This window comes from Rhodoblastus sp. (assembly GCF_041915505.1).
In the GTDB taxonomy this organism is placed as follows: domain Bacteria; phylum Pseudomonadota; class Alphaproteobacteria; order Rhizobiales; family Beijerinckiaceae; genus Rhodoblastus.
Genome location: NZ_JAYSBG010000047.1, coordinates 1 through 15,570, shown reverse-complemented (window position 1 = coordinate 15,570; position 15,570 = coordinate 1). Strand labels below are relative to the sequence as shown.

The following is a 15,570-nucleotide window of genomic DNA, read 5'->3' as shown; positions in this document are numbered from 1 at the left end:
CGAGGGCGACGCCAAGGGCGGCGGTGAACGCGACGATGGCGAGCCCGACGATTTCTTCAAGCCGCCGCTGAAAAAAGACGCGCGCCGACTCGGGCAGCACCTCGCCGATTGGCAATGTCGTCGTGCGCATAGGGCAGGATCCGGACCGCTGAAATTCGATGACGGCGGAAGGTTAAGAAAGTTCGGTTAACTTTGGCTTAACCTTGCCAAGCATCGCCAAGCCATGCAGTCGAACTGAAGATAGTTATTTTGTAGCAGAGCCGTCTCGTCGCGAATGGCCAAGTAACCAAACGGATACCGTTGGCAATAGAGCTACAGAAACAAATCCAATGCTGCTTGGGATATTGAATAGAAATATTATACTAATATCTTGAATACAGGCTTATGAAGCCGCGAGGGTCCGATAAACAGCGCCCTCGCGGCCTCATGTCTCAATCAGTCGGCTTTCCCGCCTTCGATCACGTCTTCCAACGTGCGAAGTCCGGTCTGCGTGGCGTTGACCAGCACCGCCATATTGCCGGGCGCATGCTGGTTCTTCCACATTTTGGTATGGGCCAGCGGGATCTTGGCCCAGGGGAAGACTTCCGACATGCAGGGATCGACGCGACGGTCCACCACGAAATTATTCGCCGCCGCCGCCTGTTTCAGATGGGCGAAATGCGAACCCTGAATGCGCTTCTGCCGCATCCACACATAGCGGGCGTCGAAGGTGATGTTGAAGCCCGAGGTGCCGGCGCAGAACACCACCATGCCGCCGCGCTTCACGACCAGGGTCGAGACCGGGAAGGTGGCTTCGCCCGGATGTTCGAACACGATGTCGACATCCTTCTTGCCGGTGATGTCCCAGATCGCCTTGCCGAATTTGCGGGCCTCCTTGAGCCATTCCGCATATTCGGGCGAATTGACCTTGGGCAACTGGCCCCAGCACTTGAAATCCTTGCGGTTGATGACGCCCTTGGCGCCGAGCGAAAGGACGTAGTCGCGCTTGGTTTCGTCGGAAATGATGCCGATGGCGTTGGCGCCGGCGGCGGCGATGAGCTGCACGCCGAACACGCCCAGACCGCCCGAGGCGCCCCAGACCAGCACATTGTCGCCCGGCTTCAGGCGGTGCGGCTCATGGCCGAACAGCATGCGATAGGCGGTCGCGAGCGTCAGGGTGTAGCAGGCGCTTTCCTCCCAGGTCAGGTGCTTGGGGCGCACCATGAGCTGGCGGTCCTGGACGCGGCAGAACTGGGCGAAGGAGCCGTCCGGCGTCTCATAGCCCCAGATGCGCTGCGAGGAGGAGAACATCGGGTCGCCGCCGTTGCATTCCTCGTCGTCGCCGTCGTCCTGGTTACAGTGCACGACCACTTCGTCGCCGACCTTCCAGCGCTTCACCTTGGAGCCAACCGCCCAGACGATGCCCGACGCGTCGGAGCCGGCGATATGGAAAGGCTGCTTGTGCACGTCGAAGGGCGAGATCGGCTCGCCGAGGCCAGCCCAGATGCCGTTGTAATTGACGCCGGCGGCCATCACCAGAACCAGCACGTCATGGCTGTCGAGGTCCCAGGTCGGAACCACTTCGAGCTGCATGGCGCTTTCCGGCGGGCCGTGGCGATCCCGGCGGATGACCCAGGCGTGCATGTTCTTCGGCACATGGCCGAGCGGCGGAATCTCGCCAATATCATAGAGGTCCTTGAGGACCGGTTGGTTTGCTGCGCTCGCGCTGCTCGCCGCTGGCGATGAATTGCTCAACGCTGACTCCTGTCTTAGGTGACCATATCTCCATCAAGGCGCCTGACCGCGATCCGGGCTCCCGAGCCGCGACCTCTTCGTTCGCTCCTGCCCGAAAAAACGGAATCTCCCGCCCGCGACTCCTTTTCGGATTCGTGTGCTCATTTTCGTTCCACCGTCGCCAATATACATAATATTGTCGCTCTGCGAGCGCTCGCACAATTTTTTTGCTTCGTGCTAAAGTCGGCGCCTATTTTGTTCTCTTGGCGCCCGCGCCGAGGTGAAGAACAATAGCTGACGGATCAACGGCTTATCGCCTTGTCATGAAACAGCCTGAGCCTTGGGGCGTCCGCGTGGGCCGATTGTGCTGCGCATCAAACTGGGGCAAAGCAATAGAAAGATCTTTTGCCCGGCGAAGAATTGGCGGCGCGCGCCGCGATCGAAAGCGAGGTTCCGATGACGAAAACAGCCCCTGGTCGCGACAAGCCCTGGATCTTCCGCACCTATGCCGGCCATTCGACGGCGGCTGAATCCAACAAGCTCTATCGGGGCAATCTCGCCAAGGGCCAGACGGGCCTGTCGATCGCTTTCGACCTTCCCACCCAGACGGGCTACGATTCCGATCATCCGCTGTCGCGCGGCGAAGTGGGCAAGGTCGGCGTGCCGATTTCGCATCTCGGCGACATGAACACCTTGTTCGACGGCATCCCCATCGTCCAGATGAACACGTCGATGACCATCAACGCGACGGCGCCCTGGCTGCTTTCGCTTTACATCGCGGCGGCCGACGTGCAGGGCGCGCCGCGAACGGCGCTCCAGGGCACTACGCAGAACGACATCATCAAGGAATATCTCTCGCGCGGCACCTATGTGTTTCCGCCCGGGCCGTCGCTGCGGCTGACCAAGGACGTGATCCTGTTCACGACCAAGGAAGTTCCGAAATGGAACCCGATGAACGTCTGCTCCTACCATTTGCAGGAAGCCGGCGCGACGCCGGTGCAGGAGCTTTCCTATGCGCTCGCCACCGCGGTCGCCATTCTGGACATGGTGAAAACGTCGGGTCAGGTTTCCGACGAGGATTTCGGCGAAGTGGTCGCGCGGATTTCCTTCTTTCTCAACGCCGGCATGCGTTTCGTCACCGAACTCGCCAAGGTTCGCGCCTTCACCGAATTGTGGGATGAACTCACCCGCGATCGTTATGGCGTCAAGGACGAGAAGCACCGCCGCTTCCGCTACGGCGTCCAGGTCAATTCGCTCGGCCTGACCGAGCCGCAGCCGGAAAACAACGTCTATCGCATTCTGATCGAGACCCTGGCGGTTGTCCTGTCCAAGAAGGCCCGCGCCCGCGCCGTGCAATTGCCGGCGTGGAACGAGGCGCTCGGCCTGCCGCGCTCGTGGGATCAGCAATGGTCGCTGCGTTTGCAGCAGATTCTCGCCTATGAGACCGATTTGCTCGAATATGGCGATCTGTTCGACGGCAGCGTCGAATTGACGAAAAAGGTCGACGAGCTGAAGCGCGAGGCGCTCGCCGAGCTCGCCGCGATCGACGCCATGGGCGGGGCGGTGGCCGCCGTCGAAACGGGCTATCTCAAGTCCAAGCTCGTCGAATCCAACACCCGTCGCCTCGAAGGCATCGAGGCGGGCGAGCAGATCGTGGTCGGCGTCAATAAATTCGTCGAGACCGAGCCTTCGCCGCTGACCGCCGGCGACGGCGCCATTCTGGTGGTGCCGGAACATGTCGAGGAAGAACAGATCGCGCGGCTGAAGGCCTGGCGCGAGCAGCGTGACGCCAAGGCGGTGGCCAAGGCGATCGCCGATCTGCGCGCCGCCGCGCAGGAGGATCGCAATATCATGGAGCCGTCGATCGCCGCCGCGAAAGCCGGCGTGACCACGGGCGAATGGGGCGCGACGCTGCGCGAGGTCTTCGGCGAGTTCCGCGCCCCGACCGGCGTCGGCCGCAGCGCGCGTCAGGCCGGCGGCTCGCTCGATCCCGTCCGCGCCGAGGTCGAGCGCGTCTCGAAAAAGCTTGGCCGCCGCATCAAATTCCTGGTCGGTAAGCCGGGGCTTGACGGCCATTCCAATGGCGCCGAGCAGATCGCCGTGCGCGCCCGCGACGCCGGCATGGAGGTGGTCTATGAGGGCATCCGTCTGACGCCCGCCGAGATCGTCAACGCCGCCCTCGAGGAAGGCGTTCATGTCGTCGGCCTTTCGATCCTGTCGGGCTCGCATGTGCCGCTGGTTCGCGACGTGCTCGACCGGATGAAGTCCCAGGGCATTTCGGACGTTCCGGTCATCGTCGGCGGCATCATTCCGCCGGAGGACGAGAGGCTGTTGCTGTCCGAGGGCGTCGCCGCCGTCTACACGCCGAAGAATTACGAGTTGAACGCCATCATGGCCGATATCGTCCGGGTCGTCGAAAGCCGCGCCGGACAGGCCTGATCCCGCAGCGCTAAGATTGAAAGCCTCCGCCGCTTTTGCCACAACGGCGGGAGGTTTTCGTTTGATTCGCCAATTTTCCTTTGATTCGCCAGGAGAACCTCATGTCGGCCGAGGCCTGCACACAAGGGTTGGATACGGGATTCATCGAACTCGGCGTCGCCAAGGTGGCGGCGCTTGGCGTGGTTCAGGGCATAACCGAACTGCTGCCGATCTCCTCGACCGCTCACATGCGGATCGTCCCTGCCTTGCTCGGCTGGCGCGATCCCGGATCGGCCTTTTCCGCCGCCATGCAAATGGCGGCCCTGGCGGCGGTGATCTCTTATTTCTGGGGCGATGTGAAGGGCCTCGTGTTCGGCTCGATCGACGCCGTGCGGCGCCGCGATTTCCGCGACTGGCAGTTCCGCTTCACCACCTGGATCCTGCTCGCGACCGTGCCGCTGGTCATTTTCGGCACGCTGCTGTCGAAAGTGTTGAACACCTGCGGCTCACCCCTGCGCAGCCTCTGGGTGATCGGCGCGGCCTGTATCGTGATGTCGGTCCTGCTGGCGCTGGCGGAACGTTTCTGCAAGCATCGCCGCACGCTCGACAATGTGTCGCTGAAGGACGCCATGATCGTCGGTCTGGCCCAGGTCGGCGCGCTGATTCCCGGCGTGTCGCGTTCCGGCTCGACCCTGACCGCCGCCATGTTCCTCGACCTCAAACGCGAAGAGGCGGCGCGTTTTTCCTTCCTGCTCGGCCTACCCGCGATTTTCCTGGCCGGCGCCAAGGAATTCTATGAATTATACAAGGCGCACCTCTCCGCCGAAGGCTGGATGATTCTCGCCGTCGGCCTCGTCGTGGCCTCGCTGTCCGCCTTCGCCGCGATCTGGGGCTTGATGCGGATTCTCGAGCGCTTCTCGTCCTGGCCTTTCGTCGCCTATCGTTTCGTGATCGGCGTCGTTCTTCTGGTCGGCGTGTCGCTCGGCTGGCTGCAATAAAAAAGGGCGGCTCGATCGTTTCATTGTTTCATGGAAACAATGAAACGATCTCGATTTTTGTTTTGACGCGTATTCGCTTCGCGGACCTACGGTTCTTTACGCGAACCGGCATCCACTTCGCTCGAAAACACTATAGCGCCGCCCTTCTTTTTTCGGTCAGTTCAACCGCCCTGGAGGCTTTTCCGTGCCGGGGCGGATCTTCACGACAGGTTCGCCGTTCAGGGTCAGCTCATCCGCCGTGGCGGAGACGTCGACGGTCTGGCCGTCGCCGATTTCCCCCGCGAGCATCAGTTCCGCCAACGGATCCTGCACATTCTTCTGAATGACGCGCTTTAGCGGCCGCGCGCCATAGGCTGGATCATAGCCCTTTTCCGCCAGCCAGGCCCGGCCGGCGTCGGTGAGATGCAGGGTGATCTTGCGATCCTCCAGCAGGCGGCCGAGCCGCTTGAACTGGATGTCGACGATGGCGCCCATGTCCTGCCGCCGCAGACGGTGGAACAGGATGATCTCGTCGATCCGGTTCAGGAATTCCGGCCGGAAATGCGACCGCACGACCTGCATGACCTCATCGTGGACGGCGGAGGAATCCTCGCCCTCCTGCTGCATGACCAGGAATTCCGAGCCGAGATTCGAGGTCATGATGATGACGACATTGCGGAAATCCACCGTCCGGCCCTGACCGTCGGTCAGGCGGCCGTCGTCCAGAACCTGCAGCAGCACGTTGAAGACGTCCGGATGGGCTTTTTCGATCTCGTCGAACAGCACAACCTGATAGGGCCGCCGCCGCACGGCTTCGGTCAGGGCGCCGCCCTCCTCATAGCCGACATAGCCCGGAGGCGCGCCGATCAGTCGGGCGACCGAATGTTTCTCCATATATTCCGACATGTCGAGCCGGACCATGGCCGTGTCGTCGTCGAACAGGAAGGCGGCCAGAGCCTTGGTCAGTTCGGTCTTGCCCACGCCGGTCGGACCGAGGAACATGAACGAGCCAATCGGCCGGTTCGGATCCTGCAGACCGGCGCGCGCACGGCGGACGGCGGTCGCGACTGCGGCCACGGCCTCGCGCTGACCGACCACACGATACGCCAGTTCGTCTTCCATTTTCAGGAGCTTGGCGCGTTCGCCCTCGAGCATCTTGTCAACCGGCACGCCGGTCCAGCGCGAGACGACCTGCGCGATATGATCGGGCGTCACCGCTTCGTCGAGCAGAACCTCGCTCGATTTCGCCTCGGTTTCCGCCAGCTTGTGCTCAAGCTCGGGGATGACGCCATAGGTCAGCCGGCCGGCTTCCGCGTAATCGCCCTTGCGCTGTGCGATCAGCAGGTCGTTGCGCGCCGTTTCCAACTGTTCCTTCATTTTCTGCGCCGCGCCGAGCTTGTCCTTTTCCGCGCGCCAGCGCGCGGTCAGTTCGGCAGATTTCTCCGTCAGATCGGCGAGTTCGGTTTCGAGCCGAACCAGACGGTCCTTGGACGCCTGATCGGTCTCCTTCTTCAGCGCCTCCTGCTCGATCTTGAGCTGGATGATGCGCCGATCATATTCGTCGAGCTCTTCCGGCTTGGAATCGACCTGCATCCGCAGGCGCGATGCGGCTTCGTCGACCAGATCGATCGCTTTGTCCGGCAGGAAACGGTCGGCGATATAACGATTCGACAAGGTCGCGGCCGCGACCAGCGCGGAATCGCTGACCCGCACGCCATGATGCAGTTCGTATTTCTCCTTCAGCCCGCGCAGGATCGAAATCGTGTCCTCCACGGTCGGCTCGCTGACGAAAACCGGCTGGAAACGCCGGGCCAGCGCCGCGTCCTTCTCGACATGCTTGCGATATTCGTCGAGCGTGGTCGCGCCGACGCAATGCAATTCGCCACGCGCCAAAGCGGGCTTCAGCAGGTTCGAGGCGTCCATCGCGCCGTCGGCCTTGCCCGCGCCGACCAGCGTGTGCATTTCATCGATGAACAGAATGATGCCGCCTGCCGCCGCCGTGACCTCATTGAGCACGGCTTTCAGCCGCTCCTCGAACTCGCCGCGATATTTGGCGCCCGCGATCAGCGCGCCCATGTCGAGCGCCAGCAGGCTCTTGTCGCGCAGGCTTTCCGGCACGTCGCCATTGACGATGCGCAGCGCCAAGCCCTCGACGATGGCCGTCTTGCCGACGCCGGGCTCGCCGATCAGAACCGGATTGTTCTTGGTGCGGCGGGACAGAACCTGAATCGTGCGCCGGATTTCCTCGTCGCGGCCGATCACCGGGTCGAGCTTGCCCTCGCGCGCCGCCTCGGTCAGGTCGCGCGCATATTTCTTCAAGGCGTCATAGGCGTTTTCGGCGGAAGCCGAATCGGCCGTCCTGCCCTTGCGCAGCTCTTCGATCGCGTGGTTCAGGCCCTGCGGCGTAACTCCGGCATTGGCGAGGATTTTGCCGGCGTCGCTGCTCGTGTCCATGGCGAGCGCGAGCAGCAGGCGCTCGACCGTGACAAAGGAATCGCCAGCCTTCTGGGCGATCTTCTCAGCGGTGTCGAACAGCCGCGCGGTCGCCGGCGCGAGATAAAGCTGGCCTGCTCCGCCGCCTTCGACGCGCGGCAGTTTGGCGAGCGCGAGTTCACATTGCTGAAGGGCCTCGCGCGAGCGGCCGCCCGATTTATCGATCAAACCGGCGGACAGCCCCTGCTCGTCATCGAGCAGGACTTTGAGAATATGGAGCGGGGTGAATTGCTGGTGGCCCTCGCGAAGCGCGAGCGACTGCGCCGACTGAACAAAGCCCCGCGCGCGTTCGGTCAGCTTTTCAATATTCATGATCAACCTCCTATGCCCGCCGCTGTCTCCCGAAAGGCGAGAACAGCGCGTCATCTTTCCGGCCCCGGAACGGCGGCCTCGGCGCTGATATGGGAACGGTCCGTTCCCTTGAAAAGGCCAAGCCGCCGGGAGAATAAGGCGCAAAATGAAAAAGCGGCGCTCAAGGCGCCGCTTTCGGAATGGGGTCAGGCTCGTGTCACTCAGCTTCGGCCGAATTGGCCTCGGCGACTGGCGTCGGCCGATCCTGATCCTCGGCGCCTTCCGCGCGGGTGCGGCGGCGGCGGCGCGGCCGCAGATGGAAACGGCCCTCGGCTTCGTCCTGGCTTTGGGCCGCGACGACATCCGACGGTTCGGCGTGCGGCTCCGGCTGAAGGTTCAAGGCCTGAACCTCCGGTTCGGGCGCGTGGGCGCCGGTGCCATTCGCCGCCGGCCGTTTCGGCGCGGTGATGAAGGCGGGCAGGCCGGGATTCACACTATCGAAATTCACGCGCGGCTGTTCCGACGCGGCGTCAAAGCGAGGTTGCTGGTCGCGAAAATTCTGCCGGCCCTGTCCCTGCTGGTTGAAGCGCCGATCGTTGCGCGGCTGCCGATCCTGGCGATCCTGCCGATCTTGGCGTTCGCCCTGGGGATTCGGATTGCGTTCGCCCGAACGCTCCGTCTGACGGTCCGCCATTTCCGACGAAAAGGCGGGGCGATCGAAATAGGGCTGCGGCTGTCCGGCCATGCCCATCGGCGCGACATTGGTCTGCGGCGCGTTCAGGGCCGGATTTTGCGCCGGCCGCTCGAAAGGCGAGGAGAACCGGTCGGGCAGAGCCGCGAAATCATCGTCCTCGTCAGACTCGTCGAGATCCTCGCCGCCGCGGCCGTAGCCCATCTGGGCTTGCTGCTGGGCGGTTTGCGCCGCCGCGATGATGCGGAAATAATGTTCCGCATGCTGCAAATAATTCTCGGCGACGACCGTGTCACCGGAAGATTGCGCGTCGCGCGCCAATTGGAGGTATTTTTCGGCAATATGTTGAGCTGTGCCGCGAATCTTTACGTCCGGTCCGGTCGATTCATAGCTCCTGGTGAGTGGATTGGGACCTTTACGGTTATTCCGACCACGCATACGCTTGTTCTGACCAGGTCTCATCGATCATCCCTGAATAATCAAAACGTCTGCGCAAAGCTTAGCGCCGACGCTTCACAGCCTCGAGCCTATTGTGACTTTTGATGACGCAACAGTTCCGGCGCTTTTACCTCACCGGCCATGTTTGCGATTCTCCGCAAACTCGCTTTTCGTCTTCCAGATCCATTGAGGGAAACGGCGATCGTACCACGTCGCTCAAGTCGCAGGGCTAATGGCCGGTCGGGGCGGAATGAATTCCCGCGACGTGCGGAACCGCTCTCCTGTCGGGCCGTGCTGCGATGAAGTCAAGCGCAACCGGTATTTGCTGCGGTGCAGACTAAACGTTTTTTCTTGCTACGCCAAGCCAAAATTTTGGACGAACGGGCCAATAAACACGAATTTAGCGGCCGGAGCGCATGGCGACGACGCGGTCGTGGCCGGAGCGGTCTTTGACGACATGCACGTCCGCCAGCCCCTCGCCTTCGAACAGCGCGGCGGCCGTCGCCCCCTGCCGATAACCGATTTCGAAAAACGCGCCGCCGTCGGGCGTTAGCAAGTCGTTGAGGCGAGGCGCGGTCTCGCGGTAGCAGTCGAGCCCGTCCGGTCCGCCGTAAAGCGCGAGCGGCGGATCGTAATCGGCCACTTCGCGGGCCAGTTCCGCCTTTTCCGTCAGCGCGATATAGGGCGGATTGGAAACCACCATGTCGAAGCGTCCGGCGAGCGCGTCGGCCCAGTTTCCACAAAACACCGAAGAACGATCGGCGAGGCCGCAGCGGTTCAGATTGGTCCGCGCTACCGCGCCGGCGGCGGGCGATTTGTCGACGCCGACGCCGAACGCGTCCGGCAGGGAGGCGAGCAAGGCGCATAAGATCGCGCCTGAGCCCAGGCCCAGATCCAGAATGCGCGGCGCCGGCGTCCGGTGGGCGGCTGCGAAATCAAGCGCCGCCTTGACCAGCGTCTCGGTGTCCCCGCGCGGATCGAGAACATCGCGCGTCACCAGCAGATCGAGACCGTAGAATCCGCTCTGGCCAAGAATGCGGCCAACCGGCTCCCCCGCGAGGCGCCGCTCGGCGAAAAGCTGCAATCGCGCGGCCGCGTCCGGCTCAAGCCTGTCATCGGCGCGCGTGAGCAATTCGAGCGCGGTCAGGCCGCAGGCGCCTTCCAGCAGGAGCCGCGCTTCGAGCGCGGCCGGCTCCTTTCCGGCCTCAGTCAGCGCCGACGCCAGCCTGTTGCGCGCCTGCGCCACCGTGTCGGTCGAAAAGGCGTCGACGGAAAAGACCATCGGCGCCGCCGACAGGCTCACGCGCCGAGCGCCTTGCCCAGCACGCGCGTCAGCCGCGCGGCGAAAGCCGCGGCGTCCTTGGGAGCGGTTCCGTCGAGCAGACGCGCCTCGTCGAGGATCAACCACACGGCGTCCTCGAACAGGGCACGGTCGGAGGATTTGGCCAGGCTTTCCAGCGCGACCACCAGCGGATGGGCGGGATTGACCTCAAGCACGGGCTTGATTTCGACGGGCGACTGGCCATGCGCCGACAGGATCTGCTGCAGACGCAGATCGGGGCCATATTCCGGCGCGACAAGGCAGACGGCGCTTTCCGAAAGGCGGTCCGAGACGCGAACGTCCTCCACCGCCGATTCGAGGACCTGTTTGGCCAGAGCGATGAAATCCTTGATTTCGGCGGCGGCCTCCGCCGGCTTTTCGGCCTCGTCGGTCAGAGTGATCGACTTGATGTCCGCCGCGCCCTGGGTGACCGATTTGAAAGGCTTGCCGTCATAGCCGACGGCGGTCTGGACCCAAAACGGGTCGACCGGATCGGACAGCAGCAGAACCTCCACGCCGCGCGCGCGAAAACCTTCCAATTGCGGGCTGGCGGCGATTCGCGCCGCGCCTTCGCCGGCCAGGTAATAGATGGCGGTCTGGTTCGGCCGCATGGCGGCGACATAATCGGCGAGCGAGCGTTTTCCGTCGCTGTCGACGCTGGTCGTGAACCGCGCCATTTTCAGCAGCGCGTCGCGCCGCTCGGGATCCTCATAGAGGCCTTCCTTCAGGACGGCGCCGAAATTCTTCCAAAGCTCCAGGAACTTGTCCGGCTCGCTTTCGGCGAATTTGCCCAGCTCCTGCAGCAGGCGATTGGCGACGCCCTTCTTGATCGCCGCGAACAGCGGGCTTTCCTGCACCATTTCGCGCGAGACGTTCAGCGGCAGGTCGGGCGAATCCACCACCAGCCGGAAGAAGCGCAGATAGCCGGGCAGTATGTCGATGTCGCGCGAGATCAGGACGCGGCGCGAATAAAGCTTGGTGCGGCCTTTGCGCGCCGGATCGAACAGGTCGAACGGGCGCGATCCCGGCGCGAAAGCCAGAACTGTATATTCCGCGCGGCCTTCGGCGCGCCAATGGACGGTGAGCGCCGGTTCGTCGAACTGGCCGGAAAGCTCCTGATAGAATTCCCTATATTGCTCCGGCGTGATGTCGGCCTTGGGCCGGGTCCAGAGCGCCGCGCCGTCGCCGATCCGCCGCGGTTCGGCGTCCGGCTTTTCCACGAGGTCGATCGGCGTGGCGATAGCGCTGGAATGTTCCGCGACGATCGATTCGACCTTGTGCGGATCGAGATAGGATTTCGAGTCCTCATTGAGGTGGAGGATGACGCGCGCCCCGCGCCGCGGCGCCTGTTCGAGGTCGACCGGGGCGATCTCGAATTCGCCCTTGCCGTCCGAGGTCCAGCGCCAGGCCTGATCTCCGCCCGCGCGCCGGGTTTCGACCACGACGCGGTCGGCGACCATGAAAGCCGAATAGAAGCCGATGCCGAACTGGCCGATCAGCTCAGCCGCATTCGAGTCCGAAGCCTTGACCTTTTCGAGGAAGGCGCGTGTGCCGGAATTGGCGATCGTGCCGAGCGCCGAAGTCAGTTCGTCATGCGACAGGCCGACGCCATTGTCTTCGACGGTCAAGGTTCCGGCCTCAGCGTCGAGCAGGATGCGAATGGCGAAACTCGCCCCATCGTCGAGCAGAGCCGGATGGCTGTTGGCTTCGTAGCGCAGCTTCTCGCAGGCGTCGGCGGCGTTGGAGATCAGCTCGCGCAGGAAAATATCGCGCTCGGAATAGATCGAATGCACCATCAGATGCAGCAGGCGCGCCACATCCGCTTGAAAAACATGACGTTCGCTTTCCATCGTCGCCGCTTCCTGCGTCATTTTTCTCGCTCTTGTCCTGGTCTGGACGAATGTCGCGGGCGCTGGTCGCCCGGCCTTCGGCCTCGGGCGGCTATATTGCGGAGCGCGCGCCGGCTTTCAAGAGCTTGCGGAAGATCGGGACGGCCATCGGGGCCATAAAGAGAGCCGGCCGGGACGGGCCCGGCCGGCTCATGTCTCAGGCGCCTTATTTCGACTCAGGACGCCGCTCCGGCTGGGGGGCTGCGTCAACGCGGCAAAATCCCGGACGAGGGCCGTCGACCGTTCCTTTGTCCCTGCGCAAAGCAGCGGCCGGATGGCGCGACAGCGGCGGAATTGTGACTTTCCTCATGTCTTAAGCGTCCGTCTTTTCCCGGCTTGCCTGAGGCCCGGAACCGGGTCATCATCAAAGTGTAATCTTTGAATCGATGTCTTCCGCTTGAGCGAAAATCCGCCCGACACAAATTTGGAAGTCTTGCGCCTGCCTGCCCCGGCCCTTTTCGAGCCGACGCCGGCGAGCCATGTCGTCGGCTTCAATCGGCTCGAGCTGCAATCGATCTTCAATCTTTACGGCCGGATGGTCGCGCAGGGCGTCTGGCGCGACTATGCGATGGATTTTTCGGCGTCCCAGGCCGTGTTTTCGATTTTTCGCCGCAATGGCGAGGCGGCCTTCTATCGGATCGTGAAGGAGCCGAAAGCGATTCGCAGACAGGGCGCCTATTCGGTGGTCGCGCAGACCGGGCTGATCCTGAAGCGCGGTCCGGAGTTGGCGCGGGTGCTCAGCGTGCTGGAGAGAAAGCCGAAACTGGTCACGCTGTAAGGTTGATCGGCCCTGAGGCGTTTCACAATTTCCGCAGCGCGACCTCTTCGATGCGATGGCTGGAGCCCTTGGTCAGGATCAGGCTGGCGCGCGCGCGGGTCGGCAGAATGTTCTCGTGCAGATTGCGCAGGTTGATCCGTTTCCAGATGCTGCGCGCGGTCGATTCGGCCTCATCGTCCGGAATTTCCGCATATTTCCGGAAATAGGAGCGCGGATCGCGGAAGGCGGTCGAGCGGAGCCGCATGAAGCGGGAGACATACCATCTTTCGAGTTGATCCTCGTCGGCGTGGAGATAGACCGAAAAGTCGAAAAAGTCGGACACAAAGGGCGTTTCCTTGCCGTCGCGCGGCAGGCGGCTGGGCAGCAGGACATTGACGCCCTCGACGATCAGGATGTCCGGGCGATCGACGCTGACGGCCTCCTCGGTCACCACGTCATAGGTCAGATGCGAATAGACCGGCGCCTCGACATGGCGGCGCCCCGCCTTGACGTCGGAGAGGAAGCGCACCAGCCTGTTGGTGTCGTAGCTTTCCGGAAAACCCTTGCGGTCCATCAGGTCGTCGCGCTCCAACTGTTCGTTGGGCAGCAGAAATCCGTCGGTCGTGATCAGCTCGACCTTGGGCGTGTTCGGCCAGCGTGAGAGCAGGGCCTGGAGCACGCGGGCGGTGGTCGATTTGCCAACCGCGACCGAGCCGGCGACCCCGATGATATAGGGCACCTTGCCGTCATCCGCGCCGAGGAAGCGCTGGGTGGCCTTGAACAGGCCTTGGGTCGCGGCGACGTAAAGCGCGAGCAGGCGCGACAGCGGCAGATAGATCGCGATGACCTCTTCCAGCGAGATCGGATCGTTGATCGACTGAAGCCGCTTCAGGTCGTCTATGGTCAGGGTCAGCGGCGTATCCGCGCGCAACTGCGCCCATTCATCGCGCGTGAAATGGCGATAGGGCGAGAGATTCGGCCCTGTCGTCTCAACCGTAGGCTCGGCGGCCGTATTTCGGGGAAATTCGTTCAAGCCCGCCTCCAGCCCCCTGTCATCCGCCGCGGGAGGCCTTTTCCTGGTGGCCCGATTGCTGGGTGCGCCGGGCGAGTTCGTCGACCACATCTTGCAACGGAACGCCGCCGTCCTGAAGCAAGACCAATAGGTGATAAAGCACGTCGGCGGCCTCCATTTTGAGCCCCGCGCGATCACGCTCGACCGCGGCGATCGCGGCCTCGAAAGCTTCCTCGCCGAATTTCTTGGCGATCCGGGCTGTGCCCGAATCGAGCAGGCTGCGGGTATAGGATTGGTCCGCCTCCGCGCCGGCCCGTCTGGCGATCAGAATGGCCAGAGCATCGAGGGAAAACACGTCCGTCATGCTGGCGCTCCTCAACAGGCCAGTGGATCGAGCCGCATCGGCAGCCCCGCCTTGGCCATATAGGCCTTCGCCTCGCCGATGGTGAATTCGCCGAAATGGAAGATCGAGGCGGCCAGAACCGCGCTGGCGTGGCCGTCGCGCACGCCTTCGACGAGATGTTCGAGCGTCCCCACGCCGCCGGAGGCGATCACCGGAATCGTCACGGCGTCGGAAATGGCGCGGGTCAGGGCGATGTCGAAGCCGGATTTGGCGCCGTCGCGGTCCATCGAGGTCAGGAGGATTTCGCCCGCGCCCAGCGCGGTCACTTCCTTGGCGTATTGAATCGCGTCGATCCCGGTCGGGCGGCGGCCGCCATGGGTGAAAATCTCCCAGCGGCCAGGCGCGACCGCCTTGGCGTCGATCGCCACGACAATGCATTGGCTGCCGAATTTTTCTGCGCCGCGCCGGACGAAATCGCGGTCATGGACGGCGGCGGTCATGATCGAGGCCTTGTCGGCGCCGGCCAGCAGCAGGTTGCGGATATCGTCGAGGGTGCGGACGCCGCCGCCCACCGTCAGCGGCATGAAACAGGCCTCGGCCGTCCTCTTGACGGCGTCGAGCAGCAGGTCGCGCTCCTCGTGGCTGGCCGTAATGTCCAGAAAGCACAGTTCATCGGCGCCGGCGGCGTCATAGGCGATGGCGCATTCGACCGGATCGCCGGCGTCGCGCAGATTGACGAAATTCACGCCCTTGACGACGCGTCCGTCCTTGACGTCGAGGCAGGGAATGACGCGGGTCTTAAGCAAGGCTCTGCTCCCTTCGGCCGTCGGGCCGGTTCACGCCGCGCGCCTAGATTTGATGAGCGCCAGCGCCTGCTGCGGGTCGAGCCGGCCGTCATAAAGCGCGCGGCCGCTGATCGCGCCAGCGAGGCGCGCGCAATCGGGCTCCAGCAGCCGTTCGATATCGGCAATGGACGCCAATCCGCCCGAGGCGATCACCGGTATCGCCAAAGCATTGGCGAGCGCCAGCGTCGCCTCGATATTCAGGCCCTTCAGCACGCCGTCGCGGGCGATGTCGGTATAGACGATGGCCGCGACGCCGGCGTCTTCGAAGCGCTTCCCGAGTTCGACGGCGGTCAGTTGCGACGATTTCGCCCAGCCGTCGACCGCGACCAGACCGTCGCGCGCGTCGATTCCGACCGCGATCCGGCCGGGATAGCGGCGGGCG

12 protein-coding genes are annotated in these 15,570 nt (G+C 63.4%); 3 read left to right on the top strand and 9 right to left on the bottom strand.

Going from position 1 to position 15,570, the window contains the following annotated elements:
- Positions 1 to 435 precede the first annotated feature (435 nt).
- Entirely contained in the window at positions 436 to 1,734 is a 1,299-nt protein-coding gene (gene ccrA, locus ACE3S9_RS05305; RefSeq protein ID WP_374545397.1) for a crotonyl-CoA carboxylase/reductase, read from the bottom strand.
- Between the two features lie 435 nt (positions 1,735 to 2,169).
- On the opposite strand from ccrA, the gene ACE3S9_RS05300 reads away from it, so the two are divergent.
- Together ACE3S9_RS05300 and uppP are read left to right on the top strand one after the other, a co-directional pair.
- Positions 2,170 to 4,152 (top strand): methylmalonyl-CoA mutase family protein, encoded by a 1,983-nt coding sequence (locus tag ACE3S9_RS05300; protein WP_374545396.1) that lies wholly within the window; start codon positions 2,170 to 2,172, stop codon positions 4,150 to 4,152.
- 101 nt (positions 4,153 to 4,253) lie between these two features.
- Positions 4,254 to 5,129: an undecaprenyl-diphosphatase UppP gene (gene uppP, locus ACE3S9_RS05295; protein ID WP_374545395.1), complete on the top strand. Its 876-nt coding sequence runs from the start codon at positions 4,254 to 4,256 to the stop codon at positions 5,127 to 5,129.
- 156 nt (positions 5,130 to 5,285) lie between these two features.
- On the opposite strand, the gene clpB is transcribed toward uppP, so the two are convergent.
- The 4 genes from clpB to htpG form a co-directional block, all read right to left on the bottom strand.
- Complete coding sequence (clpB, locus tag ACE3S9_RS05290; RefSeq protein ID WP_374545394.1) at positions 5,286 to 7,913, bottom strand: ATP-dependent chaperone ClpB; 2,628 nt, start codon at positions 7,911 to 7,913, stop codon at positions 5,286 to 5,288.
- Positions 7,914 to 8,109: 196 nt separating this feature from the next.
- On the bottom strand, positions 8,110 to 9,021 hold the full coding sequence (locus ACE3S9_RS05285; protein ID WP_374545393.1) for a DUF4167 domain-containing protein: 912 nt from the start codon (positions 9,019 to 9,021) through the stop codon (positions 8,110 to 8,112).
- A gap of 400 nt (positions 9,022 to 9,421) precedes the next feature.
- The gene (gene prmC, locus ACE3S9_RS05280) at positions 9,422 to 10,324 is read right to left on the bottom strand and encodes a peptide chain release factor N(5)-glutamine methyltransferase (protein ID WP_374545392.1); all 903 of its coding nucleotides are present in this window, start codon (positions 10,322 to 10,324) and stop codon (positions 9,422 to 9,424) included.
- Entirely contained in the window at positions 10,321 to 12,213 is a 1,893-nt protein-coding gene (gene htpG / locus ACE3S9_RS05275) for a molecular chaperone HtpG (protein ID WP_374545391.1), read from the bottom strand. Before htpG ends, prmC begins: the two co-directional genes overlap by 4 nt.
- 451 nt (positions 12,214 to 12,664) lie before the next feature.
- On the opposite strand from htpG, the gene ACE3S9_RS05270 reads away from it, so the two are divergent.
- Positions 12,665 to 13,009, top strand: a complete 345-nt coding sequence (locus ACE3S9_RS05270; protein ID WP_374545390.1) for a DUF2794 domain-containing protein — start codon at positions 12,665 to 12,667, stop codon at positions 13,007 to 13,009.
- Between the two features lie 22 nt (positions 13,010 to 13,031).
- On the opposite strand, the gene coaA is transcribed toward ACE3S9_RS05270, so the two are convergent.
- The 4 genes from coaA to ACE3S9_RS05250 all read right to left on the bottom strand — a co-directional run.
- The gene (coaA, locus tag ACE3S9_RS05265) at positions 13,032 to 14,021 is read right to left on the bottom strand and encodes a type I pantothenate kinase (protein WP_374545389.1); all 990 of its coding nucleotides are present in this window, start codon (positions 14,019 to 14,021) and stop codon (positions 13,032 to 13,034) included.
- 19 nt (positions 14,022 to 14,040) lie between these two features.
- Complete coding sequence (locus tag ACE3S9_RS05260) at positions 14,041 to 14,364, bottom strand: phosphoribosyl-ATP diphosphatase (protein WP_374545388.1); 324 nt, start codon at positions 14,362 to 14,364, stop codon at positions 14,041 to 14,043.
- 11 nt (positions 14,365 to 14,375) lie between these two features.
- A complete protein-coding gene (gene hisF / locus ACE3S9_RS05255; protein WP_374545387.1) occupies positions 14,376 to 15,149 on the bottom strand; it encodes an imidazole glycerol phosphate synthase subunit HisF in 774 nt (257 codons plus the stop codon).
- A 30-nt stretch (positions 15,150 to 15,179) separates the two neighbouring features.
- On the bottom strand, positions 15,180 to 15,570 hold a 391-nt coding region (locus ACE3S9_RS05250), incomplete at its 5' end, for a HisA/HisF-related TIM barrel protein (protein WP_374545386.1).

Bases quoted from the DNA above. Each gene is read 5' to 3' on its own strand.
- ACE3S9_RS05300 (WP_374545396.1), top strand. From the start codon at position 2,170: ATGACGAAAACAGCCCCTGGTCGCGACAAGCCCTGGATCTTCCGCACC.
- uppP (WP_374545395.1), top strand. From the start codon at position 4,254: ATGTCGGCCGAGGCCTGCACACAAGGGTTGGATACGGGATTCATCGAA.
- clpB (WP_374545394.1), bottom strand. From the start codon at position 7,913: ATGAATATTGAAAAGCTGACCGAACGCGCGCGGGGCTTTGTTCAGTCG.
- ACE3S9_RS05285 (WP_374545393.1), bottom strand. From the start codon at position 9,021: ATGCGTGGTCGGAATAACCGTAAAGGTCCCAATCCACTCACCAGGAGC.
- htpG (WP_374545391.1), bottom strand. From the start codon at position 12,213: ATGACGCAGGAAGCGGCGACGATGGAAAGCGAACGTCATGTTTTTCAA.
- ACE3S9_RS05260 (WP_374545388.1), bottom strand. From the start codon at position 14,364: ATGACGGACGTGTTTTCCCTCGATGCTCTGGCCATTCTGATCGCCAGA.